Origin of the sequence: Bacillus cereus group sp. N8 (assembly GCF_016483685.1) — a bacterium.
GTDB classification, from domain to species: Bacteria; Bacillota; Bacilli; order Bacillales; family Bacillaceae_G; genus Bacillus_A; species Bacillus_A proteolyticus.
The window spans coordinates 95,528-114,927 of the sequence record NZ_JAEHBK010000008.1; the positions used below are offsets into that span (position 1 = coordinate 95,528).

A 19,400-nucleotide genomic window follows, 5' to 3' on the forward strand; every position below is an offset into this window, starting at 1 on the left:
TTCAAATAATAAAATGGGGTTAAAATTACATATTGTTAATGAAAAGTTGGAGGAAATACATCATGGAATTGTTTCAATTACCGAAAGCATTCCTGCAAATGAATACAATCTTTATCTCAATATTAATCGAAGCACTTCCGTTTGTGCTAATTGGTGTATTTATTTCAGGATTCATTCAAATGTTTGTGACAGAAGATATGGTGGCAAAATGGATGCCAAAGAACCGATTTCTTTCTGTTTTATTAGCTACTTTTTTAGGCATGATGTTTCCTGGATGTGAATGTGGAATTGTTCCGATTGTAAGACGACTAATCGGAAAAGGCGTTCCACCATACGCAGGGATTGCATTTATGTTAACTGGACCGATTATTAATCCAGTTGTACTATTTGCTACATATGTTGCTTTTGGAAGTAGTATGCACATGGTATGGTATCGTTCTATTGTAGCGATTATCGTAGCAATTATTGTTGGAATTATATTATCATTTATGTTTAAAGAGCATCAATTAAGAGATGATCACTTCCCAGAAGTGAATCATAAGCGTCCATTACGTACAAAAATGTGGGATGTATGTACTCATGCTGTTGAGGAATTTTTCTCAATGGGAAAATATTTAGTGTTAGGAGCGTTAATTGCTGCTGCAGTTCAAACGTTTGTACAAACTTCAACATTGCTTGCTATTGGACAAGGTCCGTTTTCTTCATCAGCTGTAATGATGGGACTTGCTTTTATTTTATCACTTTGTTCAGAGGCAGATGCATTTATTGCTTCTTCGTTTCAAAGTACATTTTCAACAGCGTCACTTGTCGCGTTCCTCGTTTATGGACCGATGGTGGATATTAAAAATATGTTTATGATGCTTGCGACATTTAAAACAAAATTTGTAATTGTCGTGACGGTTACAGTTACACTTGTTGTTTATGCAAGCTCACTACTCATTTATGCGATGGGGTGGTAGGTTATGTTTCGAGCATATATATTATTAGGTTTTACAATATTAATTGGACAGCTTCATATTTCCGGTAATATTACGAAATATATAAATATGAAGTACGCCTATTTATCAAAAACTGCAGCTATTATTTTAGGTTTCTTAACGATTGTACAAATTATTATCGTTTTCCAGAAAGAGCACCAAAAGGAAAAAGAGAAACATGATTGTAGTTGTGATCATAGCCATTGTGGTCATGATCATTCGAAAGATGAAAATACATGGTGGAAACGAACGTTTTCTTATACTCTGTTCTGTTTTCCGATTATTTCAGGATTATTTTTTCCGATTGCAACATTAGATTCGGACATTGTTAAGGCGAAGGGGTTTCACTTTCCTGTTGCACAAGCGGAAAGCAAAGATCCATTTATGACAAGACAATTTTTAAGACCGGATACGAGTATTTATTACGGGAAAGAAGGATATCGTGGTGTAATGGAAAAAGGGAAGAAAGAGTTTGTTACAAAAGACAATATTGCATTAAAAGATGAGGATTTCCTCAAGGGTATGGAGACAATTTATAATTATCCTGGTGAGTTTACTGGTAAAACCCTGTCTTATAAAGGGTTTGTTTTTCGCGATGACTCTTCCAAGAAAGAACAATACTTCTTATTCCGTTTCGGTATTATACATTGCGTAGCGGATTCGGGTGTATATGGTATGTTAGTAAAAAAACCAGAAGGTGTAGAGTGGAAAAATGATGATTGGATTCAGGTGGAAGGAGAAATTTCAACTGAATTTTATCAGCCGTTTCATGCGAATATCCCTGTTCTAGAAGTAACGAAATGGAATAAAGTTGAACAGCCGAAAGAACAATATGTATTTAGAGGAGCCGATTGATAAAATCGGTTCTTTTTTATGGACTAAAAGTTCTAAAAATTGTTAATATTAAACGTGTAGTTCATGAGATGTAGAGTATATTGGGATATTTGGGATAAATAATTAAAGGGGTGATAACAATGACTGAAGTAAAGGGTAAAACAGCTAATGAATCAAGAGTGTTTAAAACGAGCCGAGTATTTCCAACAGATTTAAATGATCATAACACGCTATTTGGTGGAAAGATATTGGCGGAGATGGATATGGTTGCTTCAATTTCAGCAACGAGACACTCGAGAATGGAATGTGTCACAGCGTCTATGGATTGGGTAGATTTCTTACACCCAGTTCGTTCTTCAGATTGTGTTAGTTATGAATCTTTCGTAATTTGGACGGGAAGAACTTCTATGGAGATTTTTGTGAAAGTAGTAGCGGAAGATTTAATTTCAGGTGAAAAACGTGTAGCGGCAACTTCATTCGTTACTTTTGTTGCGCTTAGTAAGGAGAATAATCCAGTTCCTGTACCGCGTGTTATCCCTGAGACAGAAGAGGAGAAAGAATTGCATCGAATTGCTGTGTTACGTGCAGAACAACGCCATATTCGTAAGGCAGAGAGTAAGAAGGTAGCTACACTGTTAACTTTTTGATGAAACATACTTTTCCAGTGGTACTATTATTGAAATAGGCTAGGGGATTTTTGCAATGAAAAGCGGACACCTAAAAATAGGTGTCCGCTTTTATAGTTTTTTCATCCGCATATCGTATTACAATAACTGCTTAGCAGAAGCAAGCAGCACCGACGATAATTAAGAGGATAAATAATACGACTAGTAGCGCAAATCCATTACCATGTGCGAAGCCCATTGTTATTTCCTCCTTTTATTTTAAGATACAACATACAATATGCAGATGAGCTCCGGTTTGATATGGACGTATATCATGCAATGACATATTTTTTGAATGGTAATGTTAAAAAAAGGAAAGATATAGGAATAACAGTGTTTAGAGAAAGGAACATATCCATGAAGCACTTTTTAATTGTAATATTTTGTTTTATAGGTGTATTCATATGGATGAACGTCGATGTGGAAATGGGGAAGAAAATGGCTAGTGGATATGAATTAGAAAAAATTCGATTAGGGGATTTTCAATTATATACGAACGGTGATGAGTTATATAAAAGTTTATTTGAGGATATAAATCGTGCAGAAAAGAATGTGTATATTCATTTTTATATTGTAGGAAAAGATGAAGTCAGCCAAAAGTTCTTACAGTTATTAGAGAAAAAAGCATCTAGTGGAGTAGATGTGAAATTGTCAGTAGACCGTATTGGTGGATATAAACTTAAGAAAAAGATAATTAATCAATTAAAAGAAAAAGGCGTAAAGTTCACATTTAGTAAAAAACCTAAATTGAAAAACTTATTTTATTCTTTGCATCAACGTAATCATAGACGTATTGTTACGATAGACGGGAAAGTATCGTACATCGGTGGCTTTAATATTGGAAAGGAGTATCTTGGACAAGATACTAAATTTGGTCCGTGGCGTGATTATCATGTACGCATCGAAGGGAATGGAGCTGCTGATATGGAACGGAAATTCGCGGAAGATTGGCAAGAGGATACGGGAGAGAAATTCCCTATACATCAAGATTTACCTGAACAAGGAAATGTAAAATATCAATATATATTTTCGAATGGAAGAGGATTATGGCAGAAGTATGGAGCGTTATTAAAGAAGGCAAAACACTCTTTAATTATTGCTACACCATATTTTGTACCGAGTAAAGAGATGGTAAAAGGACTGAAAGATGCATTAAATCGTGGTGTCCGTGTGAAAATTCTCGTCCCATTTAAAAGTGATGCCGTATTGTTAAAACAAGCTGCATATCCTCATTTGAAAGATATGTTAGATGCTGGGGCGGAGATTTATCAATATCGGAATGGATTTTTTCATGGGAAAGTGACAATCATTGATGAGGAAATCGTCGATATTGGAACAGCGAATTTTGATAATAGAAGCTTTTATTTAAATAACGAATCAAATTGTGTCATATATGATAAGGCAGTCGTTGTTGACGTCTGGAATCGACTAAAAGAAGACTTTCATAAGTCAAAACGATTTTCAGAAGAAGATTTTGAAGAAATTAGTCGCTGGGATTGGTTTCTAGCAAGAATAGCGAATGTTATCGCATCATATTTATAGTATATAGGTGAAAAATAGGAAGGGAGGCGCTTTAATGGATTGTATGAAAGAATTGATGACATATAGTTACACACTTATATATAAAGTTGGAGAATACACGAGCAAGGTTCGAGATGAAGAATTAAAGGATATTTTGCAGCATCATTTGCCGTATATGTTACAAGCATATAATGAACAAGTGAATTTTCAAGAAGGAGAAAATATACAACATATAACTTGTAAACAAATGTGGCCGGAATTTACTGAAATGGATAGGGAAACAGATGATGAGTATACAGGGGATATTGGGATTGCTATTTGTTATATTACACATTTGAAACGATTAGCATTAAAGTTTGCTCAAGTGGCAGTAGAAGTTGCGAACCCGGAGTTTCGTTCTTTTCTGGAAAATTGTTTTGTGAAAATGAACCGTTACGCATATAATGTTTGGCAATATGTTATGAAGAAGGAATATAAGATTAAACATGTGTATGAAAATGAAAAATTCGCGTGAAAAGCTAAGGCGGAATGAAAGGCGCCTTAGTTTTTTTATGTTCAATTAGAGGGTGAAGATTAAAGAGTGGGTTTGTTATCGGGATATTTACAAAAATTTACTGTATCTTTACTATTTTTAAATCTTTCCTTTAAAAATAAAGAGTAATATGGGATTGTACATATTCTATCAAAGGGAGGAAACGCAAATGAACAAATGGGTTAAGTCATTAACTGCTATGGCACTTGCAAGTTCTTTATTAATGGTAGGTTGTAGTAAAGGTGAGGATAAAAAGAAAGAGGATGACACAACTTCGCAGCAAGATGAAAAGAAAGATAAAGAAACAAGTGGAACAGAAAAGTCTTCTGATTCAAAAGAAAAGAAATAAAGTGAAGCTTTAATCAGTGGGGGGGTGTCCATCCCCGACTGATTATTAGCCCACACTAATCGGGCTTTTACAGGCAGTTGATCCCGGTCCTACCTAACTCCCTCGTACTCGCCGAATTTTGAGGTGGGAGTCTTATTGACCGCAAATAGCGGGGAAAATGGATAATAGTGCTTCCTCACATATATGGGGAAGCTTTTTTGTTGTATATTTGTAAGTTTTGCGGAAAAATAGAGAGAAAGAATGGAAGAGGGGGATAGTATATGAAAGTATGTATATTAGGAGCGACAGGTAGAGTAGGTTCACACATTTTGAAGTTAGCATTACATGATTCATATGAAGTGACTGCATTAGTTCGTGATTTGAGTAAAGTGGAAATAGAGCATGAAAGGTTACATATTATAGAGGGAAATGTATTAAATGAAAATGAGATAAAAGAAGCAGTGAAAGGGTGCGATTTTGTAATTAGTACTCTTGGGACAGATGGGAATGGAACGTTAGCAAAGAGTTTACCAATTATTATAAAATGTATGGAAAAAGAGGGCATAAAGAAGATAGTTACAATAGGAACTGCTGGCATTTTACAAGCACGAACAAATCCAAGTATATATCGTTTCCAATCAAATGAATCGAAAAGAAAAACAACAACAGCAGCGGAAGATCATTTAGCTGCCTATGTAGCGCTGGAAAATAGTAAACTTTGCTGGACTGTTGTTTGTCCAACGCATTTAATAAATGGTGATGAAACTGGTTTATATCGAACGGAAAAAGATATGTTGCCGGCAGATGGATCCAAAATCACTGTTGGTGATACAGCTCATTTTACATGGGGATTATGTCATAAAAGTAAATGTGAGAAAAGTAGAGTAGGTATTTCATATTAAAAAACCATCCCAAAATAGGGATGGCTAAAAAATGATATAGCATACAAAGAAAATAATCATAATGATTTGGAGAATTGCTTTTGCTACTGTACTACTTAAAAAACCAACTACAGTTGCAATTCCGACTAAAAAGGCGTCTTTTGGCGCCTTTTTATGCATTAATTCTGTTATAAATACCGATAAAAACGGTATTATAATAAGACCAAATGGTGGGAAGAAGAACGAGCCGACAATGATAGAAATCATGCCGACACGTTCACCCCACTTAGAACTTCCGTATTTTTTTAAGAAATATCCATTTGCAATAAAATCAGCACCGAAAATGAAAAGCGTAAAAATGACTTGAATGATCCAAAAAGATGTTGTTAACTCTCCGCCATTTATACCAAAATGATAAATGAAATAGCCAGCCCATACTGCAAGAATGCCAGGAATAATGGGGTAAATAAAGGCAAGAAATGAAACAATGAAACAAGCGGTGATACTAATGGTTAATAATACAGTCACTTTATACCTCCTTAATAGAATCTAATTTATGTACAGCAATCTTTTTAATTTGATGTCCGTCTAGTTCTAATGCCTTAAATTGAAAACCATCATGTTCAACTGAATAGCCAGCTTCAATATTCAAGTCAATAGCTTGTGAGAGAAGCCATCCCCCAATTGTATCTAAATCGTTATCATCAATATGTAAACCAAACATATCATTTACTTCAGAAATAAGTACTTTTCCATCTAATACTGTAAGTTTAGGTGTGCGTTTTTCAATCATTGGTGATTCATCTGCATCAAATTCGTCTTGAATTTCACCAATAATTTCTTCAAGAATATCCTCCATCGTTAAAAGTCCAGCAGTGCCACCATATTCGTCCATTACAATCGCCATTTGAACACGGTTTTTTTGGAGATGTATTAACGTTTTACGAATAGGAACTGTTTCAAAAACAGTTAAAACTGGGTGTATGTACGATTCAAGTGGTTTATAAATTCTTTTTGTTTGATCGTGAAATACTTCTTTCGTATTTATCATCCCAATTATGTCGTCTTTGTCTTTTTCAATAATAGGATAACGTGTATACTTTTCGGTTGCGACGATATCCATATTTTCCTCTAACGTATTTTCAGTAGATAAGCAGATCATCTCAGTACGAGGAACCATGATTTCTTTCGCAACACGATCATCAAATTCAAAAATATTATTTACATACTTATATTCGGTTTGATTAATTTCGCCGCTTTTATAACTTTCCCCTAAAATAAGTCGCAGTTCTTCTTCAGAATGAGCAAGTTCATTTTCTTTCGCAGGCTCTAAACCGAGTAATTTTGTGAAAAATATAGCTGCACTATTGAGAAGCCAAATGAACGGATACATAATTTTATCAAATAAAATAAGTGGTTTTGCAAACTTTAAAGTGATTGCCTCTGCTTTTTGGATTGCAAAAGATTTAGGAACTAACTCTCCTAATACAACATGGAAAAAAGTAATCACACTAAAAGCAATAATAAAGGATAGCGTGTTAGCCATTGTCCCAGTAATATTGATTCTTTCAAATAGTGGTCGTAATAAATGCTCTACAGTTGGTTCACCAAGCCAACCAAGACCTAAAGAAGTGATAGTAATCCCGAGCTGACAAGCGGATAAATAAACATCTAAGTTAGATAGGACGCTTCTTGCAGCTAATGCTTGCTTATTACCTTCATTGGCAAGTTGATCGATTCGACTTTTTCGTACTTTTACAACAGCGAATTCTGATGCAACGAAAAAACCAGAAATAAGGATAAGTATAAAGATGAGAAAAATATTTAATATGTCCAAGTGTGTTCCCTATTCCAAAGTTTGGAATAAAGATGTCACCTCCTGCAATTATGTTATACTTTTATAATAAATCCAAATGAAAAGATTAGTCAAAGGAAATGGGTAAATAATGGTAGGTTTTAATAGTAGTTTTTTAATTTGCTGTTATTTTGTCCTCTATATAATAGGAATAACCGTCTACATTTAATTTAAGTAGACGGTTATTCTATGTTATGGTTTCGAAATACTTCTAGTTAAAGTATACGTATTTTGTTTAGAGTAGTTTGTTGTCCAGAAAGCTTGGAGAAACGATAAGATGCTATATGGAATATAAAGTAGTAATAAACCAATTGTAACAACTATAGGTGCTTTTCCGCCAAATTGAACGACAAATTGTAATAGTCCGTTTGTGTGAAAAATACATTCCATAAAAACGAATGAAAGAATAATGGAACTTAAAATAGATTTATGATTGGAAGTAAGTGCAATAAATAACGTATCAACAAGGAAAGATGAATTTTTTATTTCATATTCATTAGTATTATTTAAGAACGGTAGCCATTTTTTAATTGCTTGCATAACGATAATCATGGAAGCGCTACATACGATGATAATAGAGGAGAAGAAAGGAAACTTTATGAATTTCGCGATATAGAGAAGTGATAATAGGACTGAACATTGTAATATCACAGTGCTAAAAGAATATGGTATCCAACGAAATAAAGAACTGCACTTTTTTAATGAATTGGGTGCTTTTAAAAATAGATGACCAATTCCTAGACTTATAAAGAAACCGATTACAAGAGTGAATGTGAAACGAACTATCGATAAAAAATAAATTTCCCATATGTAGGGGAACAGTGGTGACGAATGATTAGAGGTATGTATTATATTTTGTGCATGTATAAGCTGATTTGCTGAGAAAAGGATAGGTTCATGCATCCAATCAATTGTTGGAATTGAAATGGAAGAAGGATGTGCAAAATTATGAAAAATGCTTACAAATCCAGTTAAATAAGAGTAATTATGTGTAATGAATAATGCTGGAATAGGACTTATGACAAAAATAATCAAAACACCGATTATAAATTTACATATATGTGAGCGCAATAAGGACATACAATCACCTACTCTTTGAATATTCAGAAAATTCTTATTCTTATTTTAGCCTTTTTCGGATGAAGTTACAACATATTTTTCTCGAAGTAGGTTAGAGAGAATGTACTACGCTCAAGATTATCCCGCTTTAACGGGCAGTAGGAATCCACCACAAAATTCGGCGAATGTGAAGAAGTTAGGTGGGAGTCGGGCTGCCCGTAAAGGCCCGATTGGTGAGGGCTAATAATAAGTGGGTGGAAAAATCCCCACTTATTAAAGTTTCACTTGATACAAGTGTATGATTAATGAATAAATTATGACGGAAAAATGAATAATTTTCAGAAAAATAAAATAAATCATTTATTTTTTTCTGAAAATATAATATAGTTATGGCACAGAAAGTATTTTAACATAAGGAGGCTATTTATGAGGATTAAAGGGAATTATGTGCCGAAAAGGGAAGTTTTATTTTGCTCCGGCTCAATTACAGTAGGGGAAGCGCTAGAGCACTTAAATAAAACAGGGTATCGTTGTGTACCAGTTTTAGATGAAAAAAAAGAGAAATTTTTAGGAAATGTATACAAAGTAGATATTTTAGAATATAAAGGTTCGCTTGAAGATAATGTATTACAATTATTGAACGATAAAGATGGGTACGTGAGAGAAGACTCTTCCTTCTTTAAAGTATTTTTTACAATTAAAAAGCTACCTTATTTATCAGTAGTTGATGAAAAAGGGGTCTTCCTTGGTATTTTAACTCATAAAAAAGTTTTTGAACTATTAGAAGATGCATGGGGAGTCCATTCTAGTAAATATTCTGTCATGATTGGAACACAAGATTATAATGGGGCTATTCAAAAATTATCGACAGTGCTAAAGAAATACACTGGTATTCAAAGTTTAATGACTTTTGATAATGATGCTTTATTAGTACGTAGAATTATGTTTACATTGGGAGAAGAGTTTGAAGATAGCGAATTAGAAACATTGCTAAAAGATTTAGAAGATCATGGATTTAGAGTTGTGTATGTTGAAGAGATGAAAAATCCACGTGAAGTTGAAACGATAGACTAACAAGTAAAGCCATCTTATTTTTGATGGCTTTTACTTTCTTTCACATAAAGATATCTAGATATAATAAAGTAAATGAATCTTAAATTTTTAAAAATATTTGTGTAATAGAATAAATAAAGGAAGTATATGTGGATAATTTCGATTTTCAAAAAATTCTATTTAAAAATATGTTTTTATTTTTCAACCAAATATGTTACTATATGTGTGATAAAAACAAAGAAGTCTGACAACCATATTCCAAGCAATACCACTCTAATGAGTTGGATATTCAAAAAAATCAAAAATAATAATTAGAGTAAGAATAAGGGGAATGGAGAAATTATGGAGAAAGACATTGCTTTGTGAGGGGCATATTTTATCAGCTTGAGCAGAGAGGAGGATGCATAGCATATTGTGAAAATAGAGATAAACAATGAAAAAGTGCTATGCAAATGAAAAGCATGAAGGGACGTTTAAGGCCAGGTGATACATTAGCAATTGGTTTAATGTTATTTGCACTATTTTTAGGAGCAGGAAATTTAATTTTCCCACCAGTTTTAGGGCAACAAGCTGGAGAGAATGTTTGGGTTGCTACAATTGGATTCCTTGTAACAGGAGTCGGATTACCCCTATTAGCTGTAACAGCTGTCGCGTTTGTAGAGGGGGACTTGAAAGCGCTATCTTCTAGAGTTCACCCTATATTTGCGTTTATTTTCCCATTAATTAGTTATTTAGCGATTGGACCATTCTTCGCCATTCCGCGTACGGGAGCCGTTTCATTTGAAATGGGTATGAAGCCGTTTCTATCAGAAGCAATGGTTTCAGAATGGTACATGCTATTTCTTTTCACTATAATTTTCTTCGGAATAACTTGGTATTTATCATTAAATCCATCTAAATTAGTGGATTGGTTCGGGAAATTTCTTACACCATTGTTAGTATTGATTGTTGCTGTAATTGTCGGAAAGGCAATTATTGATCCGATTGGAGAACCAGCTGCGCCGCTAGCGGCATACAAAGAGAATGCTTTCTTTGGTGGATTTATTCAAGGATATTTAACGATGGATGCAATTAGTGCGCTTGTATTTGGAATTGTCGTTGTACAAGTTATCCGCTCTAAAGGAATAAAAGAAAGTAGTCAAGTTGCAAAAATAACAGTAGTATCAGGTATTATTGCAGTACTTGGTTTAACGTTAATCTACTTATCACTTGCTTATCTTGGTTCAACAAGTACATCACTTGGGGTATCAGAGAATGGTGGGCTTATTTTAACGAATGTTGTAAATGAGTTATATGGAACAAGTGGTAAAATTTTATTAGGACTTGTTATTATACTTGCTTGTTTAACAACTTCAGTTGGATTAACATCAGCTTGTGCTGGCTTCTTTACAAACTTATTCCCGAAACTTTCGCATAAAACGATTGTAACAATGGTATGTGTGTTTAGTTTAATTGTATCTAACCTAGGTTTAACACAATTAATCGCAGTTACTTTACCAGTGTTAATGATCATTTATCCAGTTGCAATCGTATTAATCGTACTTTCTTACTTCCATAAATGGATTGGAAAGCGTAATACCATTTATATAGGAGCTATTTTAGGCGCATTGTTAATTAGTTTCTTTAACGGTTTAGAAAGTGCGAATATTAAAATTGACGCGATTTCTAACGTATTACAAATGTTACCATTATATAAAGAAGGAATAGGATGGTTAATCCCATCATGTATTGGCGGGATTCTCGGTTTCTTCTTCTATAAATCAAATGAATCAAGTGAGTTACAAAAGAAAGGTGCCTAGGCACCTTTCTTTTTTTGAAGGGGATTTTTATATTTTGTCTAAGTAGGTAAGTGGGAGGTTTGATAAAATGGCTAGTTTTGAAGATTTTTTAAATTTGGATTTGCGTATTGGGACGGTAAGGAAGGCGGAGGAATTTAAAGAAGCAAGGGTTCCTGCAATAAAGTTAGAAATTGATTTTGGAGAGCTAGGGGTTAAGCAGTCCAGTGCTCAAATTACGAAAAGGTACAGCCCAGAAGATTTAATCGGTCAACAAGTGGTTGCTGTTGTGAATTTCCCACCAAAGCGTGTGGCAGGATTTAAATCGGAAGTGCTCGTATTGGGTGGTGTTCCTAAAGCTGGCGATGTTGTTTTACTTCAGCCTAATATGGAACTACCGAATGGAACGAAAATTAGTTAGTGTGAAAGTGGGTGTTAATTTGGATATCGGACGAGAATATTTACAATGTGCAATTTCGAATTTCAAAGCAACACAAAACCAAGGAGAACGAGTACTTTCTCAATTATCTTATGAACATATAATGTGGTCTTCTCATGAGGAGACGAATAGTATTGCGATTATTATTAAGCATTTACATGGTAATATGCGTTCAAGATGGACGGATTTTTTAACGTCTGATGGTGAAAAAACAGATCGTAATCGAGATGATGAATTTGAAGTCGACTACAATTCAAAACAAGAAGCTCTTGCTGCGTGGCAAGAAGGGTGGGAATATGTTTTTGAAGCTTTGGATAATTTAACGCCAGAGCAGGTTTCGCAGAAAGTGTACATTCGCGGAGAAGAACACACTGTAATGCAAGCGATCCAAAGGCAGATTTCTCATTATGCTTTACATATTGGACAGATTATTTACATTGGTAAAATGTTAAAAGAAAATGAATGGGAGTGTTTAAGCATTCCTAGAGGTCAGTCTACTAGTTATTTACAGAAAAAACGTTCAACGTAATAATATGAAAGAAATCGATATAAGATAGGAAGCAAAAAAATAAGCCAAACGATAGATGGCTCCATGAACATTAGAATGCTACCTACAATAAGTCCATATGTAATAAGAAAGAAACCAAAGAGTGTATTTATAGGAATAAAACGTGAGACAAATAATTGCTGATTTTTGAAACAAGTGTTGTGAAATAAATAAAAGCGGAAATACCGTGTAGAGGTAATAAGATCTTTCTTTCTCGTTATTCTTTTTTTACATGTATGACAGATGAATGGTGGCTGCATTTCGTTACACTCCATTTTTGGAATTCATTAGTTTCATAATAATTTGAGACAAAATTAAGTACAACGCGTATATACCTATATATGCTCCTGCGAGTAGAAAAAATGGATTTAGTAAAATTCCATGAATGCTTGTCATGAAAACTAAATTTTGTATTAAAACATCATATATAGTAATAGAAATTATAGTCCCAAGTACATACAATGCTAGGTACGCAGAAATATGGAGCACAATACGAATTTTAGGATGTAAAGCAAGTAAATAAAAAGTAATTGATAGAGCGATTGGTAATGCTCCTATTAATAGCTTCAATTCATTTCACCTCATTAACAATATAGCCGAAATTTAAGCGGTCTATTCTCTAGAGCTTGTACATAACTTGAAATAGAGAGGGTGATAGTATGAATCGAGGCTTTTTTTACGTGAAATTAACAAGTGTACGCAAATTAATTTTATTTGTTATTACTACGGTATTAGCGACTTTTTTTCTTATTAGTGTAATGGTAACTTCCATGAAAGAGACGAAGTCAACGTATTTATATAACTGGTTGAATGAGTTATCAATGAATGGTTACATGTACGTTATTGGGAAAGAGAATCATTATTTTACACAGGAGTACAGGAATTTGAATCAAGACTTTTCTATTTCTTCATTCCTCTTTTCGATGGCTACGAATATTCGTTTTGACGATGTACGTAGTTTTGTCGGGAAAGAACTTCCGGGATTTGGGAAATATGATACAGAAATCGTTATAGCAGGTGAAGGAACAAATTACTCCAACTTACCGATAGAATCGAGTGTTCCGCTTGAAGAAGTAGTGAAGGAACGGACTGGAGAAGTTGGACATGTTCCTAAGCCTGATCCGAATAAAGAGAAGAAACAACCATCTCAAACGACGGGAAAAAGACAAGTTGCATTTATTTATCATTCACATAGCTGGGAATCTTATTTGCCGTTACTTAACTTAACGAATGATCCTAATCCAAATAAAGCAACGAGTTCTGTAACGAATATTTCAATAGTTGGCGATCGATTGCGAGAACAGTTAGAAGGTGAAGGGATCGGTGCTACTAACGATAAAACTGATGTTGGTCAAAAGTTAATAAGTAAAGGGTTAAACAGTAATAGTTCTTATAAACTGTCACGAGAAATTGTACAAGAAGCGATGGCTGGTAATAAAGAACTCCAATATTTTTTCGATCTGCACCGTGATAGTGCACGGAAAAATGTCACGACAAAAATAATTGGAGATAAATCATATGCGAAGCTTGCTTTTGTAATCGGGAAAGGTAACAAAAACTATGAAAAAAACTTACAATTAGCAACGGCTTTACATGAGACGATTAATAAGAAATATCCAGGAGTGAGCCGTGGTGTAATTCAAAAAGGATTCCAAACAGGAAATGGAGTCTATAATCAGGACTTATCAGGACAAGCCATATTAATTGAAGTTGGTGGCGTAGACAATACAGAGGAAGAATTAAATAGATCGATAGATGCTCTTGCTAAAGCATTTGGAGAATATTTTTGGCAAGCTGAAAAAGTGAATGGATAAAGTGAAACTTTAATCAGTGGGAGTCTTACTGCCCGCAAATAGTGAGAAAAACGTAAGCGGAAAGCTTACGTTTTTTGTTTGGACATAAGTTATGGTTAGAAAGAAATGTCACATAATAGACATAATTAACTATTATTATAGTAATATCGAAATTTGTCTATTTATAGTAAGGAATTTAGAAAGGGTTTTTTCAGAATAGTAGAGAAAATCTTTTTATAAGGAAAATTTTTAACTAATGGAATGGGTAGGGTGATCAAGGTGATTCGGGAGATTAGAGTAGAAGATGCAGCATTATTTTTACAATTAAGTAAGCAATTAGACGAAGAAACGAAATTTATGTTATACGAACCAGGAGAACGAAAAACTACAGTAGAGCAACAAGAAAAGATGGTCCACCGTTTTATAGAAAATGAATATGCGACAATATTTGTAGCAGTTGAAGAAGAGAGAATAGTAGGATTTATTTTAGTTAATGGAAATAATATTCAAAGAAAGAGACATGTGGCAGGCATTGTAATTGGTATTTTGCAAGAGTATAGTGGCCGAGGTATTGGAACGAGTTTGTTTAAAGAAGTAGAGAAGTGGGCAAGATTACATGATGTATGGCGTTTAGAATTAACGGTAATGGCCCACAATACAAGAGCTCAGGCACTATATAGCAAAATTGGATTTGAACAAGAAGGTGTCAAAAAATCTGCTCTTATCATCGATGGAAAAGGTGTCGATGAGTATGAAATGGCCAAATTATTAAAATAAGAGGTCGTTATATGAAAAAAAGATGGGTACTACTTGGTATCGTAGCAATGATACTAATTGTTGGAGTAGCAGGAATAAATTATAAGATGTACAAGGATCAAGAGGCGCGGGAAGTAAATGTAAATAATATATTCCCAAAAGCAAAAGAAACGATTGCTAATATGGATGGGGATATCGCAGTCATTAGTAATCCAAATTCGATGCTTGTACTTGTGAATAAAAATAGGCGATTACCAGATGGGTATAGACCGCCAGATTTAGTTATTCCGAAAGTACGTTACTCTAGTGAAGGTGATCAAGAGAAGAAAAAGATGAGGAAAGAGGCAGCGTTGGCACTTGAAGAAATGTTTAAGCAAGCTAATTATGAGCGGATTTTCCTTTTTGCAGTCTCTGGATTTAGATCTTTTGATCGACAAAAAGCATTAAATACGATGTATAAAAGGCAAGATGGAGAAGCAAAGACAGCAATGTCTAGTGCAGTCCCTGGTACGAGTGAACATCAAACAGGACTAGCTATGGATATTACATCTCAATCAGCTAAGTTTCAGTTAGAAACTGTTTTTGGGGAGACGAAAGAAGGTAAGTGGCTTTCTGAAAATGCCCATAAGTTTGGTTTTGTTATTCGATATACGAAAGAGAAAGAAGGGATTACCGGTTATCGTTATGAACCGTGGCATGTACGCTATGTTGGGAATCCGCAAGCTACATATTTATATGAAAACCAACTGACGATTGAAGAAGTAACACAGTAATGAATTGAGGGGAGAGGGCTAAGATGACGATGTTATATAAGAAAAAGGTACATGCATATATTACGAGAGAAAAAGAAGGGGTTATGCAATTACTCGTTTTTAAACATCGTGATATACGAGAGGCTGGTATCCAAGTGCCAGGTGGGACAGTAGATGAAGGGGAAACGTTAGAGGCAGCAATTTTACGTGAAGTGCAAGAAGAGTCAGGACTACGCCATTTTTGTATCGAGCGCTTCCTTTCTGATTACATTATTTATATGAAAGAAAAAAAGGAATATCAAAAACGTCATTTTTTCCACATTTCATTATTAACAGATGTGAAAGATACGTGGGAACATAAAGTAAGTGCTGGTGAGGAAGACAAAGGTTTAGTATTTTGCTACGAATGGATTGATATTGCAAAATGCCCTGAATTAGCAGGAAAACAGGGAGAGTTTTTACATTTGTTAGATGAGGTATATGCACAGTAATAAAAAGAGTTTGAAGCGAAGGATAATTCGTTTCAGACTCTTTTTATTTTTCGGGAAATTAAAGGTGTATTAAAAAGTAAGTTGAAACTTTTAAAGGGATATTAATTTGGAATAGGTTGAGGTGAAAAAATGAAAAAGTAAGAAGTATTCGTAAAAACTAAAAGGGGATATAAAGGAGAATATAAATGGAAATACAGTTTAATACAGTATTAAAAAAAGAATTAACAATTCATGATATACAGACCGCAATGGAAGAAGGAACGTTATCTTCCAAAGAATTAGTTATGTATTATCTTCATAGAATTGCACAATATGATCAAGATGGACCGAAAATTAATTCTATTTTAGAAATAAACCCGGATGCTATTTTTATTGCAGAAGCGTTAGATTATGAAAGAAAGATAAAAGGTGTAAGGGGACGATTGCATGGTATACCTGTTTTGCTAAAGGACAATATTGGAACGAATGATTCCATGCATACAAGTGCAGGTACGATTGCCCTAGAACAAAATATAAGTAGTGAAGATGCATTTCTCGTTACAAAATTGCGAGAAGCAGGAGCGGTGATAATAGGTAAAACGAATATGACAGAGCTAGCAAATGCAATGTCTTTTGAAATGTGGGCCGGATATAGTGCAAGAGGTGGTCAAACAATTAATCCTTACGGTACAGGAGAGGATGATATGTTCGTTGGTGGCTCCAGTACAGGGTCTGCTATAGCAGTTGCCGCTAACTTTACTGTATTATCCGTTGGAACAGAGACAGATGCTTCTATTTTGAGCCCAGCTGTTCAAAACTCGGTTGTAGGTATTAAGCCGACTGTTGGGTTAATTAGTCGTAGTGGAATTATTCCTTTCACTTATTCACAAGATACAGCTGGGCCATTTGCTAGAACAGTAACAGATGCTACTATTTTACTAGGGAGTCTAACTGGGGTGGATGAGAAGGATGTAGCTACTCATAAAAGTGAAGGAATGGCATATCAAGATTATACACCTTACCTCGATGCTAACGGTTTAAAGGGGGCAAAGATTGGTGTATTTAGCAATGCGCCAAAAGATTATTATGAATCTGGAGAATACGATGAAAAGTTGTTTAAGGAAACGATTCAAGTTTTACGTAGTAAGGGAGCGACAATAGTAGAAGATATTGATATTCCATCTTTTCATAGGGAATGGAGCTGGGGAGTTCCGCTTTATGAACTGAAGCATAGCTTAGATAACTATCTTTCTAAATTACCTTCTACCACTCCAGTACATTCTATGTTGGAATTAATAGAGTTTAATGAAAATATAGCAGAAAGAGCTTTGAAATATGGACAAGCTAAATTAGAGAGAAGAATAGATTTTCCTAACACGTTAAGAAATCCTGAATATTTAAATGCAAGATTAGAAGATGTATATTTTTCTCAAGAACAGGGTATTGATTTTGCTTTGGAAAAATATAAACTTGATGCGATTCTGTTTCCATCCTATATAGGATCCACTATATGTGCGAAGGCAGGTTATCCATCTATAGCAATGCCTGCGGGATATATGGAAAGCGGGAGACCTTTTGGAATTACGATTGCAAGTACTGCTTTTAGTGAAGGAATATTAATTAAACTAGCATACGCTTTTGAACAAGCGACAAAACATAGAAAGATACCAAACTTATCATGAATAGAGAATACAAAAGGACAGGTGAACCCTGTCCTTTTTGCTTTATAGATTAAAATGAAATATCTTTCTTCTCTGTCTTCTGATATTTTAATAAGCTAAAAGATAAACAGGCAGAACATAAAATAAGAAAAGAAGCGATCATATAAATCGTACGAACACCGAACACATCAGTAATAATGCCGACGCTAAGCATAGAAAGGCCGGAAGCTGTCGAGAGAAGTGCACCATGGGCTGTATACATCTTTGATAATAATGAAGGAGAGACACTTGATTGAAGAACTGTTGTTTGAGAAATATCTCTAATTTGATAACATGGTCCCATTAGAATGCAAAGAAATATAGCGATAAATGCGTTGCTTGTAACACCATATAGAAACGTAAGGATGCTAAACATAAGAGAGCCTAACGCCATGGAGCGTATTAAATTGTTTTGAATGTATGAACTCATTCTCCACGCTATTAGACCACCAATTAATGTACCGACATAGTAACTTGTATTAATATATCCCCACCATTCTTCACCTTTATGTAGTATAGTCGTTACATATGCCATCGTAATAGCACCAATCCATATTGTTCCTGCGAAAGTTTCAATTAAGTCCATTAGTGTAACTGTGCGCAAAGAAGGGTGATGAAATAATAGTTTCCAGCCTTCTAATAAAGCGGTGCTTTTTGAAGAGGAAGGCTCTGTTACTCGTTCAGTATGTATGGAACGTAATGAAAAGTGTAATGCAACACATCCAAAAATCATCAAAATGTTATTAATCATGAGTGTAGAAGTAGCGCCAATGAGAAGAACTATAATACTTGTAAATGAATAAGCTGTCGCTTGTGCAATTTGTGTTGAAAAGGAAAAGATACTATTTACTTTTACCAATTTTTCTTTTGGTGTTAGGCGTGGAAGGATGCTGTATAGTAATGGAGCACTCCACCCACTACATAATGAAATGAAAAAAATGAAAGTTAATAGAGCTAAAATGTTTGTGGATAAGACCGGGAATAAAATCATTAATAATAGCAAAAGAGCTGTTTTCAGCCATTGCAGAGTATATAGCAACGTATAAGATGGAAGCCAATTCATTATAAGTGGTGCAGATATGTTAGCGATAAGATTTGTAATAACTTGTAATAATGGAAAGAGAGCGGTAATTGTAGCTGATTTAGTTGTGATATAGATGTGAGTTGTAATAATCATTACGTATACAATGTCAGCAAGGATAATACATATTTTGGAGCCTAAATAGTAAACCAGTGAACAATTCCCCAATAAAAATACCACCTTTCAAATCAATAATGCTTTTTAATTATAATTATTATAATCTGCTGGTTATATTTTTGAAAGAATTAAATTTTTTGTCACTTTTTGAAAGGGATTTTCATGTATAATGAAGAATATATTAATATAGTATTTTATTAATGCTTGTTGTAACAGCGAATATATATAATAGCTTGTAGCAAACGCCCCTCTATGAGAAAGGGCG

Annotated in this window: 23 protein-coding genes; 16 read left to right on the forward strand and 7 right to left on the reverse strand. The window is 34.4% G+C overall.

Annotated features, from left to right (window positions below; genetic code table 11):
- Positions 1 to 62 precede the first annotated feature (62 nt).
- From JDS80_RS14440 to JDS80_RS14450, 3 genes are all read left to right on the forward strand, one after another.
- Positions 63 to 959 (forward strand): permease, encoded by an 897-nt coding sequence (locus JDS80_RS14440; protein ID WP_000418719.1) that lies wholly within the window; start codon positions 63 to 65, stop codon positions 957 to 959.
- Positions 960 to 962: 3 nt separating this feature from the next.
- Positions 963 to 1,832, forward strand: a complete 870-nt coding sequence (locus JDS80_RS14445) for a TIGR03943 family putative permease subunit (RefSeq protein WP_071745515.1) — start codon at positions 963 to 965, stop codon at positions 1,830 to 1,832.
- 119 nt (positions 1,833 to 1,951) lie between these two features.
- Positions 1,952 to 2,458, forward strand: coding sequence for an acyl-CoA thioesterase (locus tag JDS80_RS14450; RefSeq protein ID WP_000141174.1), 507 nt, complete (start codon positions 1,952 to 1,954; stop codon positions 2,456 to 2,458).
- Between the two features lie 130 nt (positions 2,459 to 2,588).
- Here the strand turns inward: JDS80_RS14450 and JDS80_RS14455 are convergent, their stop codons facing one another.
- On the reverse strand, positions 2,589 to 2,675 hold the full coding sequence (locus tag JDS80_RS14455) for a YjcZ family sporulation protein (protein ID WP_000505094.1): 87 nt from the start codon (positions 2,673 to 2,675) through the stop codon (positions 2,589 to 2,591).
- A 158-nt stretch (positions 2,676 to 2,833) separates the two neighbouring features.
- On the opposite strand from JDS80_RS14455, the gene cls reads away from it, so the two are divergent.
- From cls to JDS80_RS14475, 4 genes are all read left to right on the forward strand, one after another.
- Complete coding sequence (gene cls / locus JDS80_RS14460; protein WP_142347458.1) at positions 2,834 to 4,018, forward strand: cardiolipin synthase; 1,185 nt, start codon at positions 2,834 to 2,836, stop codon at positions 4,016 to 4,018.
- Between the two features lie 34 nt (positions 4,019 to 4,052).
- On the forward strand, positions 4,053 to 4,511 hold the full coding sequence (locus JDS80_RS14465; protein WP_071745513.1) for a spore coat protein: 459 nt from the start codon (positions 4,053 to 4,055) through the stop codon (positions 4,509 to 4,511).
- Between the two features lie 187 nt (positions 4,512 to 4,698).
- A complete protein-coding gene (locus tag JDS80_RS14470; RefSeq protein WP_001045959.1) occupies positions 4,699 to 4,878 on the forward strand; it encodes a hypothetical protein in 180 nt (59 codons plus the stop codon).
- Positions 4,879 to 5,138: 260 nt separating this feature from the next.
- Positions 5,139 to 5,759 (forward strand): NAD(P)-dependent oxidoreductase, encoded by a 621-nt coding sequence (locus JDS80_RS14475; protein ID WP_199638973.1) that lies wholly within the window; start codon positions 5,139 to 5,141, stop codon positions 5,757 to 5,759.
- A 24-nt stretch (positions 5,760 to 5,783) separates the two neighbouring features.
- Here the strand turns inward: JDS80_RS14475 and JDS80_RS14480 are convergent, their stop codons facing one another.
- The 3 genes from JDS80_RS14480 to JDS80_RS14490 all read right to left on the reverse strand — a co-directional run bounded on the left by JDS80_RS14480 (position 5,784) and on the right by JDS80_RS14490 (position 8,673).
- Entirely contained in the window at positions 5,784 to 6,266 is a 483-nt protein-coding gene (locus tag JDS80_RS14480; protein ID WP_098888936.1) for a DUF456 domain-containing protein, read from the reverse strand.
- A gap of 1 nt (position 6,267) precedes the next feature.
- Positions 6,268 to 7,575 (reverse strand): hemolysin family protein, encoded by a 1,308-nt coding sequence (locus JDS80_RS14485; protein WP_071745510.1) that lies wholly within the window; start codon positions 7,573 to 7,575, stop codon positions 6,268 to 6,270.
- A 210-nt stretch (positions 7,576 to 7,785) separates the two neighbouring features.
- Positions 7,786 to 8,673 carry a hypothetical protein gene (locus JDS80_RS14490; protein ID WP_098888935.1) on the reverse strand — a complete coding sequence of 296 codons (888 nt, stop codon included), beginning with the start codon at positions 8,671 to 8,673 and terminating at the stop codon, positions 7,786 to 7,788.
- Between the two features lie 405 nt (positions 8,674 to 9,078).
- On the opposite strand from JDS80_RS14490, the gene cbpA reads away from it, so the two are divergent.
- From cbpA to JDS80_RS14510, 4 genes are all read left to right on the forward strand, one after another.
- The gene (gene cbpA, locus JDS80_RS14495; RefSeq protein WP_071745508.1) at positions 9,079 to 9,726 is read left to right on the forward strand and encodes a cyclic di-AMP binding protein CbpA; all 648 of its coding nucleotides are present in this window, start codon (positions 9,079 to 9,081) and stop codon (positions 9,724 to 9,726) included.
- 440 nt (positions 9,727 to 10,166) lie between these two features.
- Positions 10,167 to 11,504, forward strand: coding sequence for a branched-chain amino acid transport system II carrier protein BrnQ4 (gene brnQ4, locus JDS80_RS14500; protein ID WP_414645833.1), 1,338 nt, complete (start codon positions 10,167 to 10,169; stop codon positions 11,502 to 11,504).
- Between the two features lie 67 nt (positions 11,505 to 11,571).
- A complete protein-coding gene (csaA, locus tag JDS80_RS14505; protein ID WP_071745506.1) occupies positions 11,572 to 11,901 on the forward strand; it encodes a chaperone CsaA in 330 nt (109 codons plus the stop codon).
- Positions 11,882 to 12,448, forward strand: coding sequence for a DUF1572 domain-containing protein (locus JDS80_RS14510; RefSeq protein ID WP_142347568.1), 567 nt, complete (start codon positions 11,882 to 11,884; stop codon positions 12,446 to 12,448). Before csaA ends, JDS80_RS14510 begins: the two co-directional genes overlap by 20 nt.
- On the opposite strand, the gene JDS80_RS14515 is transcribed toward JDS80_RS14510, so the two are convergent.
- Positions 12,421 to 12,726, reverse strand: a complete 306-nt coding sequence (locus JDS80_RS14515) for a permease (protein WP_142347569.1) — start codon at positions 12,724 to 12,726, stop codon at positions 12,421 to 12,423. The two genes, JDS80_RS14510 and JDS80_RS14515, sit on opposite strands and share 28 nt — an antisense overlap.
- A gap of 4 nt (positions 12,727 to 12,730) precedes the next feature.
- Positions 12,731 to 13,036: a hypothetical protein gene (locus tag JDS80_RS14520; RefSeq protein ID WP_071745503.1), complete on the reverse strand. Its 306-nt coding sequence runs from the start codon at positions 13,034 to 13,036 to the stop codon at positions 12,731 to 12,733.
- An 89-nt stretch (positions 13,037 to 13,125) separates the two neighbouring features.
- On the opposite strand from JDS80_RS14520, the gene spoIIP reads away from it, so the two are divergent.
- From spoIIP to JDS80_RS14545, 5 genes are all read left to right on the forward strand, one after another.
- Positions 13,126 to 14,280: a stage II sporulation protein SpoIIP gene (gene spoIIP, locus JDS80_RS14525; protein ID WP_071769924.1), complete on the forward strand. Its 1,155-nt coding sequence runs from the start codon at positions 13,126 to 13,128 to the stop codon at positions 14,278 to 14,280.
- 258 nt (positions 14,281 to 14,538) lie between these two features.
- A complete protein-coding gene (locus JDS80_RS14530; RefSeq protein WP_098890108.1) occupies positions 14,539 to 15,036 on the forward strand; it encodes a GNAT family N-acetyltransferase in 498 nt (165 codons plus the stop codon).
- Positions 15,037 to 15,047: 11 nt separating this feature from the next.
- A complete protein-coding gene (locus tag JDS80_RS14535) occupies positions 15,048 to 15,788 on the forward strand; it encodes a M15 family metallopeptidase (RefSeq protein ID WP_098890037.1) in 741 nt (246 codons plus the stop codon).
- A 23-nt stretch (positions 15,789 to 15,811) separates the two neighbouring features.
- Positions 15,812 to 16,258: an NUDIX hydrolase gene (locus JDS80_RS14540; RefSeq protein WP_071745499.1), complete on the forward strand. Its 447-nt coding sequence runs from the start codon at positions 15,812 to 15,814 to the stop codon at positions 16,256 to 16,258.
- 185 nt (positions 16,259 to 16,443) lie between these two features.
- The gene (locus JDS80_RS14545; protein WP_098890038.1) at positions 16,444 to 17,919 is read left to right on the forward strand and encodes an amidase family protein; all 1,476 of its coding nucleotides are present in this window, start codon (positions 16,444 to 16,446) and stop codon (positions 17,917 to 17,919) included.
- A 49-nt stretch (positions 17,920 to 17,968) separates the two neighbouring features.
- On the opposite strand, the gene JDS80_RS14550 is transcribed toward JDS80_RS14545, so the two are convergent.
- Positions 17,969 to 19,186: an MFS transporter gene (locus JDS80_RS14550; protein ID WP_199638975.1), complete on the reverse strand. Its 1,218-nt coding sequence runs from the start codon at positions 19,184 to 19,186 to the stop codon at positions 17,969 to 17,971.
- Between the last annotated feature and the right edge of the window lie 214 nt (positions 19,187 to 19,400).

What these genes read in the sequence shown, in the direction of transcription:
- JDS80_RS14440 (WP_000418719.1), top strand. Translation starts at nt 63, where the DNA reads ATGGAATTGTTTCAATTACCGAAAGCATTCCTGCAAATGAATACAATC.
- JDS80_RS14445 (WP_071745515.1), top strand. Translation starts at nt 963, where the DNA reads ATGTTTCGAGCATATATATTATTAGGTTTTACAATATTAATTGGACAG.
- JDS80_RS14450 (WP_000141174.1), top strand. Translation starts at nt 1,952, where the DNA reads ATGACTGAAGTAAAGGGTAAAACAGCTAATGAATCAAGAGTGTTTAAA.
- JDS80_RS14455 (WP_000505094.1), bottom strand. Translation starts at nt 2,675, where the DNA reads ATGGGCTTCGCACATGGTAATGGATTTGCGCTACTAGTCGTATTATTT.
- cls (WP_142347458.1), top strand. Translation starts at nt 2,834, where the DNA reads ATGAAGCACTTTTTAATTGTAATATTTTGTTTTATAGGTGTATTCATA.
- JDS80_RS14465 (WP_071745513.1), top strand. Translation starts at nt 4,053, where the DNA reads ATGGATTGTATGAAAGAATTGATGACATATAGTTACACACTTATATAT.
- JDS80_RS14470 (WP_001045959.1), top strand. Translation starts at nt 4,699, where the DNA reads ATGAACAAATGGGTTAAGTCATTAACTGCTATGGCACTTGCAAGTTCT.
- JDS80_RS14475 (WP_199638973.1), top strand. Translation starts at nt 5,139, where the DNA reads ATGAAAGTATGTATATTAGGAGCGACAGGTAGAGTAGGTTCACACATT.
- JDS80_RS14490 (WP_098888935.1), bottom strand. Translation starts at nt 8,673, where the DNA reads ATGTCCTTATTGCGCTCACATATATGTAAATTTATAATCGGTGTTTTG.
- cbpA (WP_071745508.1), top strand. Translation starts at nt 9,079, where the DNA reads ATGAGGATTAAAGGGAATTATGTGCCGAAAAGGGAAGTTTTATTTTGC.
- brnQ4 (WP_414645833.1), top strand. Translation starts at nt 10,167, where the DNA reads ATGAAGGGACGTTTAAGGCCAGGTGATACATTAGCAATTGGTTTAATG.
- csaA (WP_071745506.1), top strand. Translation starts at nt 11,572, where the DNA reads ATGGCTAGTTTTGAAGATTTTTTAAATTTGGATTTGCGTATTGGGACG.
- JDS80_RS14510 (WP_142347568.1), top strand. Translation starts at nt 11,882, where the DNA reads ATGGAACGAAAATTAGTTAGTGTGAAAGTGGGTGTTAATTTGGATATC.
- JDS80_RS14515 (WP_142347569.1), bottom strand. Translation starts at nt 12,726, where the DNA reads ATGCAGCCACCATTCATCTGTCATACATGTAAAAAAAGAATAACGAGA.
- spoIIP (WP_071769924.1), top strand. Translation starts at nt 13,126, where the DNA reads ATGAATCGAGGCTTTTTTTACGTGAAATTAACAAGTGTACGCAAATTA.
- JDS80_RS14535 (WP_098890037.1), top strand. Translation starts at nt 15,048, where the DNA reads ATGAAAAAAAGATGGGTACTACTTGGTATCGTAGCAATGATACTAATT.
- JDS80_RS14540 (WP_071745499.1), top strand. Translation starts at nt 15,812, where the DNA reads ATGACGATGTTATATAAGAAAAAGGTACATGCATATATTACGAGAGAA.
- JDS80_RS14545 (WP_098890038.1), top strand. Translation starts at nt 16,444, where the DNA reads ATGGAAATACAGTTTAATACAGTATTAAAAAAAGAATTAACAATTCAT.